General features: G+C 65.0%; 18 protein-coding genes. 8 read left to right on the plus strand and 10 right to left on the minus strand.

Annotation, left to right across the window (positions count from 1 at the left end):
• Nucleotides 1–47: 47 nt before the first annotated feature.
• Nucleotides 48–1,370 carry an AsmA family protein gene (locus FHW64_RS23660; protein ID WP_184530672.1) on the minus strand — a complete coding sequence of 441 codons (1,323 nt, stop codon included), beginning with the start codon at nt 1,368–1,370 and terminating at the stop codon, nt 48–50.
• 107 nt (nt 1,371–1,477) lie between these two features.
• On the opposite strand from FHW64_RS23660, the gene FHW64_RS23665 reads away from it, so the two are divergent.
• From FHW64_RS23665 to FHW64_RS23695, 7 genes are all read left to right on the plus strand, one after another.
• Nucleotides 1,478–1,906 carry a hotdog fold thioesterase gene (locus tag FHW64_RS23665; RefSeq protein ID WP_184530673.1) on the plus strand — a complete coding sequence of 143 codons (429 nt, stop codon included), beginning with the start codon at nt 1,478–1,480 and terminating at the stop codon, nt 1,904–1,906.
• A 73-nt stretch (nt 1,907–1,979) separates the two neighbouring features.
• Nucleotides 1,980–3,344 carry a solute carrier family 23 protein gene (locus FHW64_RS23670; RefSeq protein ID WP_184530674.1) on the plus strand — a complete coding sequence of 455 codons (1,365 nt, stop codon included), beginning with the start codon at nt 1,980–1,982 and terminating at the stop codon, nt 3,342–3,344.
• A 109-nt stretch (nt 3,345–3,453) separates the two neighbouring features.
• Nucleotides 3,454–4,212: a septum site-determining protein MinC gene (gene minC, locus FHW64_RS23675; protein WP_184530675.1), complete on the plus strand. Its 759-nt coding sequence runs from the start codon at nt 3,454–3,456 to the stop codon at nt 4,210–4,212.
• Between the two features lie 50 nt (nt 4,213–4,262).
• The gene (gene minD / locus FHW64_RS23680) at nt 4,263–5,078 is read left to right on the plus strand and encodes a septum site-determining protein MinD (protein WP_184530676.1); all 816 of its coding nucleotides are present in this window, start codon (nt 4,263–4,265) and stop codon (nt 5,076–5,078) included.
• 4 nt (nt 5,079–5,082) lie between these two features.
• Entirely contained in the window at nt 5,083–5,358 is a 276-nt protein-coding gene (minE, locus tag FHW64_RS23685) for a cell division topological specificity factor MinE (protein ID WP_184530677.1), read from the plus strand.
• Between the two features lie 97 nt (nt 5,359–5,455).
• A complete protein-coding gene (gene phaP / locus FHW64_RS23690) occupies nt 5,456–5,947 on the plus strand; it encodes a TIGR01841 family phasin (RefSeq protein ID WP_184530678.1) in 492 nt (163 codons plus the stop codon).
• A gap of 130 nt (nt 5,948–6,077) precedes the next feature.
• Nucleotides 6,078–6,323: a hypothetical protein gene (locus FHW64_RS23695; protein WP_184530679.1), complete on the plus strand. Its 246-nt coding sequence runs from the start codon at nt 6,078–6,080 to the stop codon at nt 6,321–6,323.
• Between the two features lie 33 nt (nt 6,324–6,356).
• Here the strand turns inward: FHW64_RS23695 and FHW64_RS23700 are convergent, their stop codons facing one another.
• The 3 genes from FHW64_RS23700 to FHW64_RS23710 all read right to left on the minus strand — a co-directional run bounded on the left by FHW64_RS23700 (nt 6,357) and on the right by FHW64_RS23710 (nt 7,752).
• Entirely contained in the window at nt 6,357–6,770 is a 414-nt protein-coding gene (locus FHW64_RS23700; RefSeq protein ID WP_184530680.1) for an RcnB family protein, read from the minus strand.
• 104 nt (nt 6,771–6,874) lie between these two features.
• Entirely contained in the window at nt 6,875–7,165 is a 291-nt protein-coding gene (locus FHW64_RS23705) for a hypothetical protein (protein ID WP_184530681.1), read from the minus strand.
• The gene (locus tag FHW64_RS23710) at nt 7,162–7,752 is read right to left on the minus strand and encodes a cob(I)yrinic acid a,c-diamide adenosyltransferase (RefSeq protein ID WP_184530682.1); all 591 of its coding nucleotides are present in this window, start codon (nt 7,750–7,752) and stop codon (nt 7,162–7,164) included. Before FHW64_RS23710 ends, FHW64_RS23705 begins: the two co-directional genes overlap by 4 nt.
• A gap of 67 nt (nt 7,753–7,819) precedes the next feature.
• On the opposite strand from FHW64_RS23710, the gene FHW64_RS23715 reads away from it, so the two are divergent.
• A complete protein-coding gene (locus tag FHW64_RS23715; RefSeq protein WP_184530683.1) occupies nt 7,820–9,244 on the plus strand; it encodes an FAD-binding oxidoreductase in 1,425 nt (474 codons plus the stop codon).
• Between the two features lie 104 nt (nt 9,245–9,348).
• On the opposite strand, the gene FHW64_RS23720 is transcribed toward FHW64_RS23715, so the two are convergent.
• From FHW64_RS23720 to mnmG, 6 genes are read right to left on the minus strand one after another with little or no spacing between them, the layout of a single operon-like run.
• Complete coding sequence (locus tag FHW64_RS23720; RefSeq protein WP_184530684.1) at nt 9,349–10,290, minus strand: ParB/RepB/Spo0J family partition protein; 942 nt, start codon at nt 10,288–10,290, stop codon at nt 9,349–9,351.
• A 5-nt stretch (nt 10,291–10,295) separates the two neighbouring features.
• A complete protein-coding gene (locus tag FHW64_RS23725) occupies nt 10,296–10,838 on the minus strand; it encodes an alpha/beta hydrolase (RefSeq protein WP_184530685.1) in 543 nt (180 codons plus the stop codon).
• A 40-nt stretch (nt 10,839–10,878) separates the two neighbouring features.
• Entirely contained in the window at nt 10,879–11,739 is an 861-nt protein-coding gene (locus FHW64_RS23730) for a ParA family protein (RefSeq protein WP_184530686.1), read from the minus strand.
• A 9-nt stretch (nt 11,740–11,748) separates the two neighbouring features.
• Nucleotides 11,749–12,363: a LysE family transporter gene (locus FHW64_RS23735; RefSeq protein ID WP_184530687.1), complete on the minus strand. Its 615-nt coding sequence runs from the start codon at nt 12,361–12,363 to the stop codon at nt 11,749–11,751.
• A 60-nt stretch (nt 12,364–12,423) separates the two neighbouring features.
• Nucleotides 12,424–13,062 carry a 16S rRNA (guanine(527)-N(7))-methyltransferase RsmG gene (rsmG, locus tag FHW64_RS23740; RefSeq protein ID WP_184530688.1) on the minus strand — a complete coding sequence of 213 codons (639 nt, stop codon included), beginning with the start codon at nt 13,060–13,062 and terminating at the stop codon, nt 12,424–12,426.
• Nucleotides 13,059–15,005 (minus strand): tRNA uridine-5-carboxymethylaminomethyl(34) synthesis enzyme MnmG, encoded by a 1,947-nt coding sequence (gene mnmG, locus FHW64_RS23745; protein ID WP_184530689.1) that lies wholly within the window; start codon nt 15,003–15,005, stop codon nt 13,059–13,061. Before mnmG ends, rsmG begins: the two co-directional genes overlap by 4 nt.
• Nucleotides 15,006–15,122 lie beyond the last annotated feature (117 nt).

Below are 15,122 nucleotides of genomic sequence, written 5' to 3' on the forward strand. Positions count from 1 at the left end.
AGCGCACGTAAAGAAATCGGGTCAGCAAATTTCAGCCGTAACGTCGCTCAGCGCTTCGGCGGCGACTTGCCGGGAGCGGACGGCTTGCGTGGCGACTTCGCTTCGTCGGGGCCGAGCAGCTTGTCCATCGCCTGCCCCACGCGCGCCCCGATCGCGGTGCCCACGCCGGGCAGCACCGCCGTGCCGACCGCCGCGCCCGCGAGCGCCGCGCCGGTCAGCGACAGCACTGGCGCATCGAGCGTGCCGCCGAGCTTGAGCGGAACACCCACGACGCCATCCACGATGTCAACCGCCGCCTCGCCATCGAGCTTGCGGTTCAGCACGGTGGCTGCGCCGCTCGCGGTGAGTACGCCCGATCTCGCCTTGAGATTGCTGTAGCGCAGCATCACGCCGTCGTCGAGGATTTGCGTGTCGAGCGTGCCGGTCAACGATTCCAGCCGCGTCTGCCCGCCACGAGCCGAATCGGGCGCGGTCACTGCCTTGGCGAGATCAAAGCCACTGAGCGTCGCCGGTGCAACCGTGAAGCGCGTGCGGGTGTGCAGGTGGCGAATCAGCTCGCCGACGTTGGCGCCCTGGGTGTCCACCTCCGTCGGCCCGTTGACTTTGCCTTCGACCGCGCTGTGGCGGTCGAAGCCGCGCAGGAGTGAGGCGAGGTCCACGCCCTTCGCCTCCAGCGCGGCTGTGAGCCGCACCTGCCCATCGTCTCTGGCCTCGAGCCGCGTGGTGCCGTTCCACGTGCCGCCGCCGAGGTCGATCAAGGTTCGCCAGCGATCGTCCTCACCCTCTCGCTCGACACGCAGTCGGGCCGGGGGCGAGACGCCCGGGCGGCGAATCTCGGCTTCGCGCGGGCGCCAATGGGGGTCGAAGCGCACATCGACGTCGTAGGCCAGCGCGATGTCGCGGCGGTCGATCCAGGAGATGTCGCGCAGGCGCACCGTCTGGACGGGCACGTCGGTCAGCGACCAGCCACCCGCGAGCGCAATCGCCGTATCGCCGCCATCCCAGCGCCCACGGAACGCGCGCACGGAATCACGCGGCAGCACCGCCCCGCTCACCTCCACTTCGTCGATCGCAACCTTGCGGCCCCAGAGCGAAGCCAGACGGGGGCGGACCACGATGCGATGCACGGTGATCGGCCTCGGCTGCCCAGTTGCGACGTCTTCGAGCTCGATGACCGGCGAAGGCCGCAGCGCCCAGTGCGCCGCACCGATGCGCAGACCGATCCCCGACGCCTTCTCGAAGCGCGCGGCAATTTCCGATGCGAGCTGCTCGTCGCTCGGCAACTGGCCGCGCACCCAGATGCCCAGTCCAGCCAGCAGCACCACCAGCAAGGCGGCGGAGACGGCAATCCAACGTCGCGTCCGGCTCATGGTCGTAGCTTGCGCACATCGGAGCCGCTCTGCTGTCAGCGATGAGCGCGTCGTTTTCTGCGCCAATCGCTATAGTCTGCGCAGCCCGAATCTGGAGAAATTTCCCAATGCGCATCTGGAAGAAAGAAATCTCGGTCGAGGAATTGACCCGAAGCCACATCGATACGGCGGTCGCCAACCTCGGGATGGAGTTTCTGGAGATCGGGGACGACTTCATCCGGGCCCGCGTACCCGTCGACAAGCGCACGGTGCAGCCCTACGGCATCCTGCATGGCGGCGTCTCGGTGGTGCTGGCGGAGACGCTGGGCTCCTGCGGTGCGCACTACTCGGCACCCGAGGGCCATCGCGCAGTCGGGCTGGACATCAACGCGAACCACATCAGGTCCGCGACATCGGGGTGGGTCACCGGCACTGCGCGACCGGTGCACCGGGGCCGGACCACGCAGGTCTGGCAGATCGACCTCACCAACGACGCGGGCGAGCTGACCTGCGTCTCGCGCATCACCATGGCCGTGCTGGCGCCCCGCGGCGACTGACCGTCCCGGCGGGCCGCCCCGCCCCACAACCGCTTCCTGGCAAAAGAAGAAACGAACCTACGAGGAGATAACCATGAGCGAGTCCTACCTTCCGCGCTGGCAAAAGGTGTCGGCCAGTGCGGGTGCCGTCGTCACGCCCGAACAGCGCCTGCCCTGGCCGCAGACCGCGGCGATGGGCGTGCAACACGTGATCGCGATGTTCGGCGCCACGGTGCTGGCGCCGATCCTGATGGGGTTCAACCCCAATGTGGCGATCCTCATGAGCGGCATCGGCACGCTGCTGTTCTTCTTCATCACCGGCGGACGGGTGCCGAGTTACCTGGGGTCGAGCTTCGCCTTCATCGGCGTCGTGATCGCGGCGACGGGCTATGCAGGCTCGGGGCCGAACACCAATCTCGGCGTAGCACTCGGCGGGATCATCGCGTGCGGGCTGGTCTACGTGCTCATCGGCGTGATCGTGTCGCTCACCAACGAGCGGCGCACCAAGCGCGCACCCGTGAAGGGCCTCGAGGGCATGGAGGTCGAGGAAGTCGAGAGCGACGTGGCGGTGCACTGGATCGAGCGGCTGATGCCGCCGGTGGTCACCGGCGCGGTGGTGGCGGTGATCGGGCTCAACCTCGCGAGCGTGCCGATCAAGAACATGGCGCCGACCGGCTTCGACACGTGGATGCAGCTCGTGACCTTCCTGAGCGTGGGCCTGATCGCGGTCTACACGCGCGGGATGATGCAGCGGCTCTTGATCCTCATGGGGCTGATCGTCGCCAGCATCATCTATGCGGTGCTGACCAACGTGCTCAGGATGGGCAAGCCGATCGACCTCGGCCCGCTCGGCGCGGCAGCGTGGTTCGGCATGCCGACCTTCTCGTCGCCGGTGTTCGACGCGAATGCGATCCTGCTGATCGCCCCGGTGGCCGTCATCCTCGTGGCCGAAAACCTCGGCCACATCAAGGCCGTCGGAGCGATGACCGGTCGCGACCTCAATCCGTACCTCGGTCGCGCCTTCATCGGCGACGGCGTCGCGACTATGGTGAGTGGCGCCCTCGGCGGCACCGGCGTGACGACCTACGCGGAAAACATCGGCGTGATGGCCGCCACCAAGATCTACTCGACCGCGATGTTCGTCGTCGCCGCGCTCATCGCGCTGGTGCTGGGCTTCAGCCCGAAGTTCGGCGCGCTGGTGCAGGCGATCCCGCTGGCGGTGATGGGCGGCGTGAGCATCGTGGTGTTCGGCCTGATCGCGGTGTCGGGCGCGAAGATCTGGGTCGACAACAAGGTCGACTTCTCGAAGAACAAGAACCTCATCACCGCTGCGATCACGCTGATCCTCGGCACCGGCGACTTCACGCTGAAGTTCGGCCAGTTCGCGCTCGGCGGCATCGGCACCGCGACATTCGGCGCGATCCTGCTCTACGCGCTGCTCAGCCGCTCGGAGAATTGAAATGAAACCTGGTGCAAGAGGTGTTCTGTCAGGTGATAGCGAAGCGTCTGTTTCATGGCGCGGAAGCCACTCCCGTTAGACTCCAACGCTTTTCGCACCTACGTTTTCCATGGCCGATGCATCCGCCGCGCGCAGCAAGACGGTATTCGAGTTCAAGAGCGCAACGCTGCCGCTGATCGCGGTCATTCTCCGCACCGCCGATCTCGACGTGCTCGCTGAAGCGCTCGACGCCCAGCTTGCGGATTCCCCCGACTTCTTCGAGCAGGAGCCGGTCGTCATCGACCTCTCGCAACTGCAGGACGAAGACGCCGAAGCCGACATCGATTTCGTCCGCCTGCGCGACATGCTCTCGCGCCACCAGACGCAACCCGTCGCAGTGCGTGGCGGCACCGATGCGCAGAACGCCGCGGCGCGCGCCGCCGGCCTGTCGGTCACCGCGATGCCCGCCGCACCGGCAGCCAAGGCGGCAACCCCGCCCGCAGAGCCGCCGAGTGAAGCCCCGCAGATCGTGCGCGAAGTGCCGGTGCCGTCCAACGGCACGCTGGTCATCGACAAGCCGCTGCGCTCGGGCCAGCAGGTGTATGCGCGCGGCGGCGACGTGATCGTCACGGCCATCGTGAGCTTCGGCGCCGAGGTGATCGCGGACGGCAACGTCCACGTGTACGCACCGCTGCGCGGCAAGGCGATCGCCGGTGCGCGCGGCAACACCGATGCGCGCATCTTCACGACCTGCCTGGAAGCGCAGCTCGTCGCCATCGCCGGCATCTATCGCACATCCGAAGTCCCGCTGCCGCCCGAAGTGGCAGGCAAGGCGGCGCAGATCTCGCTTCAGGACGGCAAGAAGATCCTGATCGAGGCGATCGAATGAGATTCCGGCATCAACCGAACAACTGAAACGAACGAAAGAGGAATGTGGCAATGGCCAAAATTGTGGTGGTGACATCGGGCAAGGGCGGCGTCGGCAAGACGACCACGAGCGCGAGCTTCGCGTCCGGTCTCGCTCTGGCAGGCAAGAAGACGGCTGTGATCGACTTCGACGTCGGCCTGCGCAACCTCGACCTCATCATGGGCTGCGAGCGCCGCGTGGTGTTCGACCTGATCAACGTGATCCAGGGCGAAGCCAACCTGAGCCAGGCGCTCATCAAGGACAAGCACTGCGAGAACCTCTACGTGCTGGCCGCCTCCCAGACGCGCGACAAGGACGCTCTGACGCAGGACGGCGTCGAGAAGATCCTCAAGGAGCTGGCCGATCAGGGCTTCGACTACATCGTGTGCGACTCGCCCGCCGGCATCGAGGTCGGCGCGCTGATGGCGATGCACTTCGCGGACGAAGCGCTCATCGTCACCAACCCCGAGGTGTCCTCGGTGCGCGACTCGGACCGCATCCTGGGCATGCTCAGCTCCAAGACCAAGCGCGCCAAGGAAGGCGGCGAACCGATCAAGGAGCACCTGCTGATCACCCGCTACAACCCCAACCGCGTGGCGGGCGGACAGATGCTGTCGCTGGAAGACATCCAGGACATCCTGCGCATCAAGCTCATCGGCGTGATCCCCGAGTCCGAGAGCGTGCTGCAGGCTTCCAACCAGGGCGTGCCCGCGATCCACGACAAGGACACCGACGTGGCGCAGGCCTACAGCGACGTGGTGGCGCGCTTCCTCGGCGAAGAGCGGCCGATGCGCTTCGTCGACGCCGAGAAACCCGGCTTCTTCAAACGAATCTTCGGATCGAGGTAGTTCGATGTCCCTCCTCTCCTTTCTGCTGGGCGAAAAGAAGAAGACGGCCAGTGTCGCCAAGGAACGGCTGCAGATCATCCTCGCCCACGAGCGCAGCAGCCTCGGCAACAAGCGGCCCGACTATCTGCCGGAGTTGCAGCGCGAGCTGATCGCGGTGATCTCCAAGTACGTGTCGATCAAGGCCGAAGACATTAAGGTCCACCTCGAGAAGCAGGATGACCTCGAGGTGCTCGAGGTCAAGATCGAGTTGCCCGACGGCACGGCTGTCGCGACTCGCTGAACGCGTCTCCGGTGCGGATTGCGCCATCCGGGGCTTCCATCGGAAGGCCCTGTGGGCGTATCGTCGCAACTCCAACATCAACTGGAGACATCGCACCATGGCAACTAGCAGAACGAGCACTACCGCCGCGAAAAAGGCGGGCTCAACGCGCAGCAGCGCCGCCGACGACATCCAGGACGCCTTCATCAAACCGCTGAAGGGCATGGCGGACCGGCTCCAGAATCTTCCATTGGCCGGTGCCGCCGGCGCGATCGTGGAGGGTGGACGGAAAGACCTGCAGGCGCTCATGGAGGCCAACGAGAAGTCGTACCAGGGCCTGCAGGCCGTGGTGCAGCGGCAGACCGAGATGCTCAAGACATCGATCCAGGACTGGCAGAGCACCGTCAAGGGCATGTCGGCCGGCGAGCCGCGCGAAAACCTTGCCAAGCTCGACGCGATGGGCAAGGCCGCGTTCAAGCAGGCGCTCGACGACATCCGCGAGCTGTCCGAAATGGCGGCCAAGTCGCAGTCCGAAGCGTTCGAAGTGGTGCGCAAGCGCATCGGTGAGAACGTGGACGAGGTGAGCAAACTGCTGCGCACCCGCAAGTAGCAGCTTCTCCGGGCCCTCGGGCTCGGTGTTTCTCCTCTGCGAAATCGAGAAATACGCCCGTGACACGTCACACAGGGCGCGTACATTGCTTAGGTTGTGTTCCAGCGATCCGACGATCAAGAATCAAACCATGGCATCGATTTCTCAGACGCGCGCATCCTCGAAGGTGGACGCCAAGGCCGCAGAGCGTGAACGGCTGCGGCAGGCCCTGCCCGCCACCGTCGGCCATCTGCGGCAGCATCAGGCCGGCCGGATCGACGACAACGACATCGAAGCCTACGTGCAGCTCAACTGGCTGGAATGGCACGGCGGCGGGTTGCGGCTCACGATCACGGGCCGCAACGTCTGCGCACAGGTCGCGACACCTGCGTCCTGATCCCGCGCCGGGCCGCTTTGCGGCCCTTTCTTTTTAGCCGTTGGCAATGATCGTGGCGATCAGGCCTGTGGCCACGGCCGCCAGCACGAAGTCGCCTCCCACGCCCACCCACTGGTAGCCACGCGGCGGCGCGTACAGGCGGTGCGCATGCCAGTCGTTCACGACGTAACCCGGCGTGCGATACGCGACCGGGAGGCGGTCGCCGCGATGCCACTGCGCGTAGGGCCTCACGTAGCCTTGGCGGACGACCTGCGGTTGCGGGCGGAAATCCGGACGGCCGTGGTTCTCGAATCGCTGGGGCTGCGGCATGTAGCGCTCGTGGCGTTCGCCGCGGTCATGGCGGTCAGGTCCGCGATCGAAGCGGCCGTCCTGGGCGAAGGCGCTTCCGGCCATGCACATCGCCAGCGCTGCTGCGACGACGGTCATGCTCTTCTTCGACTTGATCATTCTGGAACTCCTGTTCGCGTTGATGAGGAGTCCAGTGTGCGCAGCGCATGTATCGCGCCGCCCTCACGCCTGTATGCGCGAGGTGAAGCAAGGTAAAGGTGCGTTCAGGGCGCCGTGCCTTGGGGGCCGACCGCCGGGGTGGACGCGTGGTGCGAGCCGTGCGGCAGCTTGCGACCCAGGCTTTCGCCCCAGCGCCGCACAGGCGCACTCGCCTTTTCGGCGGTGTTGTTGACACCCCTGCGCGTGGCGTCCGCGCCGCGCTCGATGCCACGGCCGGTGGCATTCGCACCCTTTTCGATGCCGCCGAGGACCTTGTTGTCGCTCGCGAATGCCGCCGACGTCAGCAGCACGGCTGCGGTCACGGCCACGAAGAGGTTCTTGTTGCGAGAAATCATGCGTTGGGTTCTTTCGATTCGGATTCAGCGGCGGCGCGCGCCATGCGTTCGCTCTTCCAGTAGACATCATCGCCACCGTCGACGCGGTTGAGCACACGCGCCAGCACGAAGAGCAGGTCACTCAGCCGGTTGAGGTACCGGCGCAGCGTGTCGTTGATCTCTTCCGTCGCACCAAGGGCCACCACGGCGCGCTCGGCGCGGCGAGCCACGGTCCGGCATACATGCGCGAGCGAGGCGCCGCGCGTGCCCGCCGGCAGGATGAATTCCGCAAGCCGCGGCAGCGTCGCGTTGTGGTCGGCCAGCGCGTTGTCGAGCTGCAGGAGTGCCTCAGGCTTGAGAAGCGTGTAGCCCGGCATTGAGAGCTCGCCGCCAAGGTTGAACAACTGATGTTGCACATCGATGAGCAGTTCGCGCACAGCGGCGGGCATCGGCTCGCACAGCAGCACGCCGATGCTGGAGTTGAGTTCGTCGACGTCACCCATCGCCTGCACGCGCAGGTGGTCCTTGGGTACGCGCGTGTTGTCGCCGAGGCCGGTGGTGCCGTCGTCGCCGGTGCGCGTGGCGATCTGGGAAAGGCGGTTGCCCATGGAATGTCCCTGTCTTTCTTTCAGGAGTGCGGTTCGTAGAATGTTAGACCCCTTCAGGAGCCCGCCGATGAACGCCCCCACCGCACTCTCCCACCTGACGCCCGAGATCGCACTGCGCGAAGTGCCCGATGCACTGATCGAAGCCCTGAAGGCCCGCTTCGGCGATCAATGTTCCACGGCGATGGCCGTTCGCGCGCAGCACGGCCGCGACGAATCTTCTTTTGAAGCGCCGCCGCCCTCCGCGGTCGTGTTTGCCGAGAGCACGCAGGACGTCGCCGATGCCGTGAAGCTCGCGAGCGAGTACAGCGTGCCGGTGATCCCCTTCGGCGTGGGCTCCTCGCTCGAAGGCCACCTGCTCGCGGTGCAGGGCGGCATCAGCATCGACGTGAGCCGCATGAATCGCGTCCTCTCCGTCAACGCCGACGACCTCACCGTGACCGTGCAGCCCGGCGTCACGCGCAAGCAGCTCAATGAAGAGATCAAGAGCACGGGCCTCTTCTTTCCTATCGACCCGGGCGCGGATGCATCGATCGGCGGCATGTCAGCCACCCGCGCAAGCGGCACGAACGCCGTGCGCTACGGCACGATGCGCGAGAACGTGCTGTCGCTCGAAGTGGTCACCGCCAGTGGCGAGATCATCCGCACCGGCACGCGCGCCAAGAAATCGTCGGCAGGCTATGACCTCACGCGCCTGTTCGTTGGCAGCGAAGGCACGTTGGGCGTGATCACCGAGATCACGCTGCGCATCTACCCGCTGCCTGAAGCGGTGTCCGCTGCGATCTGCTCGTTCCCGAGCATCGAGGCCGCAGTGCGCACCACCATCGAGACCATCCAGCTCGGCGTGCCGATCGCGCGTGTGGAACTGATCGACGTGAACACGGTGCGCATGGTCAATGCGTACTCCAAGCTCAACCTGCGTGAAGAGCCGATGCTGCTGATGGAATTCCACGGCTCACCCACCGGCGTGAAAGAGCAGGCCGAGACGGTTCAGGAAATCGCGAGCGGCCACGGCGGCAATGCCTTCGAATGGGCCAGCACGCCCGAGGAGCGCACCCGCCTCTGGACCGCGCGCCACAACAGCTATTTCGCGGCAGTGCAATCGCGCCCTGGCTGCCGCGCGATCTCGACCGACACCTGCGTCCCGATCTCGCGCCTGGCTGATTGCCTGCTCGAATCGGTCGCGGAAGCCGATGCGAGCGGCATCCCCTATTTCCTCGTTGGCCACGTCGGTGACGGCAACTTCCACTTCGGCTATCTGCTGGATCCCAATGATCCGAAAGAACGCGAAACGGCCGAGAAGCTCAACCATTCCCTCGTCGCGCGTGCCCTGTCGCTTGAAGGCACCTGTACGGGCGAGCACGGTGTGGGTCTGCACAAGATGGGCTTCCTGGTCGACGAAGCCGGCGCCGGTGCGGTGGACGTGATGCGGACGATCAAGCGCGCGCTCGATCCCAAAAACATCATGAACCCCGGCAAGATCTTTAGTCTGTAGACCAGGACACCCGCGGAACCGGCTCTGCCGGGCCGCTGGGTGTGCCCCCTGCAAGGGGGTGCAGAGCCACACGAAGTGGGCGAGGCTGGGGGTGAGCGATATACCTAAGCCGTCTGACGGATGCGGTCGATCAGGCCGTTCAACGCGTCCAGCGAGCCGAAGTGAATCGCTAGCTCACCGCTTTCTTCCACGCGCCCTCCTCGCTTGCTGCGCTTCTTGATGCGCACCTCGACCTCGGCGGCGAGCAGGTCGGCAAGTTCTTCTTCCACACGCAGCAGGTCGCGCGACTTTTCGGCCGTGCCGCGGCGCGAACTCGGCGTCAGGCTGAATTCCGCGGCGAGTTTCTTGACCAGCGCTTCGGCTTCGCGCACCGACATCTTCTTCGCGGCGATCTGGTTCGCAGCCGTGATCTGCGTGCCCTTGTCCAGCGACAGCAGCGCGCGGGCGTGCCCCATGTCGATGTCGCCGGCCATGAGCATCGCCTGTGCCGGCTCGGCCAGGTTCAACAGGCGCAACAGGTTGCTGGCCGCGCTGCGCGAACGTCCAACGGCCTGCGCTGCGGATTCGTGAGTGAGTCCAAACTCAACGACCAGGCGTTGCAAACCTTGGGCTTCTTCCAATGGATTGAGGTCTTCGCGCTGGATGTTCTCGATCAGTGACATCGCCGCGGCGGCCTCGTTGGGCACGTCGCGGACCAGGACGGGCACGCTCTCCAGCCCGGCGAGTCGGGCGGCACGGAAGCGGCGCTCGCCGGCGATGATTTCGAATTCGGCGTTCTTCTCGCGCGCTGCGTCGGTGTCGAGGCGGCGGACGAGGATCGGCTGCATGATCCCCTGCGCCTTGATGCTTTCGGCCAGTTCGTAGAGCGCGCCCTCGTCCATGCGGGTTCGCGGCTGGTAGACGCCAGGCACCATCTGGTCCAGGGTCAGCGACGTCGGGCTCGGCGGTGCCGAATCATCCGGCGCAGCGGTGTCGGGTCCGTTGAAGGTGGGGCCCAGCAGGGCTTCGAGTCCGCGGCCAAGGCCCTTGGGTTTTTTTGTCGCCATGGAGGTCAGTGTTCTTTCAGGAGATCGGTCAGGAGCTTGCGACCCTCGGGCCAGTCCCCGAGGCCGGATTCGCTGTTGATGTGGCCACGTGCGCCGGCATCGATGTAGCTGGCGCCCCAGTCGCGAGCCATCTCGCGGGAGCGCTCAGCAACGCAATAAGGATCGTTGTTTGCCGCGATCATCCGTGCGGGGAATGGCAGCGGCTGGCGCACGATTGGCGACCAGCCGGGGATCATCTGCCGCAGATCGTCACGCTCTACATCGCCCGGAGCGACCAGCAACGCCCCGCGAACTTTGCCGGCATGACGCGTGTGCACTGCCCAAGCCGCGACGAGGATGCAGCCCAGGCTGTGCGCCACGAGCGCAACCGGTCCCGGTGCCGCGATGACCTCTTCTTCCAGCCGAGCGGACCAGTCGCCGCGCAGGGGCCGCATCCAGTCGTGCTGTTCGACGCGATGGTCGCCGTAGATCGCTTCCCAGCGGCTCTGCCAGTGGTCGGGGTCGCTGTTCTGCCAGCCAGGCAGCAACAGGATCTGGGGAGAGGTCATCGGCGATAGATGTGTGGAGTTATTGAGGGTGGTCTGGGGATTACGGCGATTCTTCGGGCGCATGGACCGCCACCGGCGGCGGATCCATCGGTACTGGCGCAGCGGACGACGAAGCATCAGAGGCCATCGCACTGGCCGGCGGCATCTTTCGCACGAGCTCTTCGGCAAAGGTGATGAACGCCTGGCTGCCCTTGGCCGGTGGATCGAAGACAACGCCCGGCAGTCCATAGCTGGGCGCCTCGGCGAGCCGCACATTGCGCGGGATGACGGTATCGAACACCTTGTCGCCGAAATGCGCCTTGAGCTGCTCGCTGACCTGCTGCTGCAGCGTGATGCGCGGATCGAACATGACGCGCAGCAGGCCGATGATCTGCAGGTTCTTGTTGAGATTGGCATGCACCTGTTTGATGGTGTTCACCAGATCCGTGAGGCCTTCGAGCGCGAAGTACTCGCACTGCATCGGCACGATGACGCCGTGTGCCGCGCACAAGCCGTTGAGTGTCAGGAGGCTCAGGCTCGGCGGGCAATCGATCAGGATGAAGTCGTATTCGGCGCCAACTGCGGCAAGCGCCGTCCGAAGGCGCTTTTCGCGCCGGTCCAGGGCGACCATCTCGACTTCCGCACCGGCCAGTTCGCGGTTCGCGCCCAGCACGTCATAGCCACACTTTTCGGACGTCACCCGCGTCTCGGCGACGGAAGCCGATTCGAGCAGCACGTCATACACCGTTGTCTCGAGCTGCCGCTTGTCGATCCCCGAGCCCATGGTCGCATTGCCCTGCGGATCGAGATCGATCATGAGGACCCGCTGCCCGACCTTGGCCAAGCCAGCGGCCAGATTGACTGTGGTCGTCGTCTTGCCGACGCCGCCCTTTTGGTTCGCGATGCAGAAGATCTTTGCCATACCCGCGGCTTACCTTGAGATGGCGAGCCGGACGCCGAAGCCGATCAGGAAGATGCCCGCGATCTTGTTCAGCCAGACCGTCGCCCGCGGATTTGCGCGCACGCGTTCAGCCAGGAAATGGGTCAACAGGGTGGCAGTGAGGCCGTAGAGGAAGGTCAGGAAGGCGATGGTCATGGCCATCACCGCAAAGGTTGTCAGGCCCTGATGGCGCGCCGGATCGACGAACAGCGGGAAGAACGCCATATAGAAGACGATCGCCTTCGGGTTGAGCAGCGTGATCGTCAGCGCCTGCTGGAAGTACTGGCGGGGGCGGATATTGAGGATCGGCGCAGCGCCGGGCTTGGTGCGCAGCATCTTGAAGCCGAGCCACGCGAGATAGACCGCCCCGAGCCACTGCACTAAGTGAAAAGCGGTCGGATAGGCAGTAAGCATGGCAGCAACGCCGGCGACTGCGGCCCACATGAGCACCTGATCCCCCGAAATCACACCGAAAGTCGCTGCAAGCCCGCCGCGGATGCCGCCTTTGCTCGTCGAGGTGATCAGCGCCAGGTTGCCCGGTCCGGGAATCGCCAGAAAAAGGATGATGGCTGCGACGAACGCGCCGTAGTCAGCGATGCCGAACATGCGATTTGCTCAAAAAGGGGATCCGTCGAGTCTAAGCGAGGTCGACGCGGAGCAAGTCGCTCAATCAGCGGGTTTTCGCATCCAGACGATGCAGCGCTCTGCTTCCAGGCCCGGAACAGACAGTTGTTCCACGTGAAACACCTCGGCCTGGGGAGGAAGTTGGGCGATTTCGTCGCTGGGCACCTTGCCCTTCATGGCCAGCCAGACGCCGTCCGGACCCAGGAGGTGGACAGATCCCAAAACGAAATCCGGCAGGGAGGCAAAGGCGCGCGAGCTGATGACGTCATAGCTGCCGGTCAGCGTCTCGACGCGGGCGTGCAGGCCACGCAGATTGCGCAGGTCGAGTTCCGATGCAACCTGCTGAATGAAGGCTGCCTTCTTGGCGACGGCATCTACGCAGGTGACGTCGACGTCATTCCGCAGAATTGCGATCACCACGCCTGGCAGCCCTGCCCCAGCCCCGACATCCAGCAACCTAGCCTTGCCGTCGCATTGCCGTTGAAGTGGTGCAATGACGGCAAGGCTATCGAGCAAATGGTGCGTCAGAACGGCCGCCGGATCCCGCAGCGCGGTCAGGTTATAGACCTTGTTCCACTTGAGGATGAGTTCGCCGTACGCCAGGAGCCGCTGGCTCTGCTCATCGCTCAGCGTGATGCCGAGCGCTTCTGCACCCTGTCGTAGCTGTTCCTTCTGGCTCATTCGGCGGACTGCGCCTCGGTCGCCGTATCGCGCACAAAGGCGCGGTGGCCGCCCTTACGGAGGTGGATCATCAGCAGCGAGATAGCCGCTGGCGTCACTCCGGAGATGCGCGAAGCCATGCCCAGCGTCTCCGGACGGTGCTTCGCCAGCTTCTGGCGGACTTCAATGCTCAATGCCTTGACCTGGCTGTAGTCCAGATCCTCCGGCAGCTTGAGGCTCTCGAAGTGAGCGGCCCGCTCGACTTCGTCGTGCTGGCGGTTGATGTAGCCGGAGTACTTGGCTGCGATCTCGATCTGCTCGATTTCCGTTTCACCCAGGGCTTCATCGGACCGGTACTTCCCACCGTCCATGGACATGAGCGATTCGTAGCTGACATTCGGCCGCCGCAGCAGGTCGCCGAGGTTGTATTCGTGGTCGATGGCCTTGCCCAGCACCCGTTCGGACTCCGCGGCCGGCAAGTTGCGGGGATTCACCCAGATCGACCGCAGCCGCTCTGTTTCACGTGAAACAAGGTCGCGCTTGCGCGAGAAAGCATCCCACCGGGCGTCGTCCACCAGGCCGAGCTTTCGACCCATCTCGGTCAGACGCATGTCGGCGTTGTCTTCGCGGAGCTGGAGCCGGAATTCGGCACGGCTCGTGAACATGCGGTACGGCTCGGTCACGCCCTTGGTAATCAGGTCGTCCACGAGCACACCCAGGTAGGCCTCGTCGCGCCGAGGCAGCCAAGCATCCTCTCCCCTGCACTGCAGCGCCGCATTGATGCCCGCAAAGAGCCCTTGCGCCGCCGCTTCTTCGTAGCCGGTCGTCCCGTTGATCTGACCCGCAAAGAACAAGCCCCGGATCGCACGCGTCTCGAAGTTGCTCTTGAGTTCGCGCGGATCGAAGTAGTCGTATTCGATCGCGTAGCCGGGACGGAGGATATGGGCGTTCTCCAGGCCGGCCATCGAACGAACCAGCTGGAACTGGATGTCGAACGGCAGGCTGGTCGAAATCCCGTTCGGGTAGTACTCGTTGGTGGTCAGCCCTTCGGGCTCGAGGAAGATCTGATGGCTTTCCTTGTCGGCGAAGCGGTTGATCTTGTCTTCCACGCTCGGGCAGTAACGCGGACCGACACCATCGATCTTGCCGGTGAACATCGGGCTGCGGTCGAAGCCGGAGCGGATGATCTCGTGCGTGCGCGCATTGGTGTTCGTGATCCAGCACGGCATCTGCTGCGGGTGCATGTCCGCACGACCCATGAAGCTGAAGACGGGCATCGGCCCTGCCCCGCCCGGCATGCCGTCACCGGGCTGCTCGGTGCACTTCGAGAAATCGATGGTCCGGCCGTCGAGACGCGGCGGCGTGCCGGTCTTGAGCCGCCCTTGGGGCAACTTCAGCTCCTTGAGGCGCGCCGAAAGACTGACCGCAGGCGGATCACCCGCACGACCAGCTTGGTAGTTGTCCAACCCCACATGGATCCGGCCATCGAGGAAAGTCCCCGCAGTCAACACCACGGTACGTGCGCGGAAGGCGATGCCCACCTGCGTCACCGCGCCAACGACACGATCGCCCTCGATCATCAGGTCGTCGACCGCCTGCTGGAACAGCGAAAGATTCGGCTGATTCTCCAGCCGGCGCCGAATGGCTGCCTTGTAGAGCACCCGGTCGGCTTGTGCGCGCGTTGCACGCACGGCGGGGCCCTTGCTCGAATTCAGAACCCGGAACTGGATGCCGCCCTCGTCCGTCGCGATCGCCATCGCGCCGCCGAGTGCATCGACTTCCTTGACCAGATGGCCTTTGCCGATGCCGCCGATCGACGGGTTGCAGCTCATCTGCCCCAGCGTTTCGATGTTGTGGGTCAGCAGGAGGGTGCGAGCGCCCATCCGGGCGGATGCGAGCGCGGCTTCGGTGCCGGCATGGCCTCCGCCGACGACGATCACATCGAATTCTTCGGGATACAGCATGAGAGTGGGCGCACTACCGCGTGCGCTGCGCAAGGGGGGCGCTGATTTTAATCGCCGCCGGCCCCACTCGCCGCTTTGGGGACAAAGCCAGTGCTTGAACTGTTGCTATCCAATTGA

Origin of the sequence: Variovorax sp. Sphag1AA (assembly GCF_014192575.1) — a bacterium.
In the GTDB taxonomy this organism is placed as follows: Bacteria; Pseudomonadota; Gammaproteobacteria; order Burkholderiales; family Burkholderiaceae_C; genus Variovorax.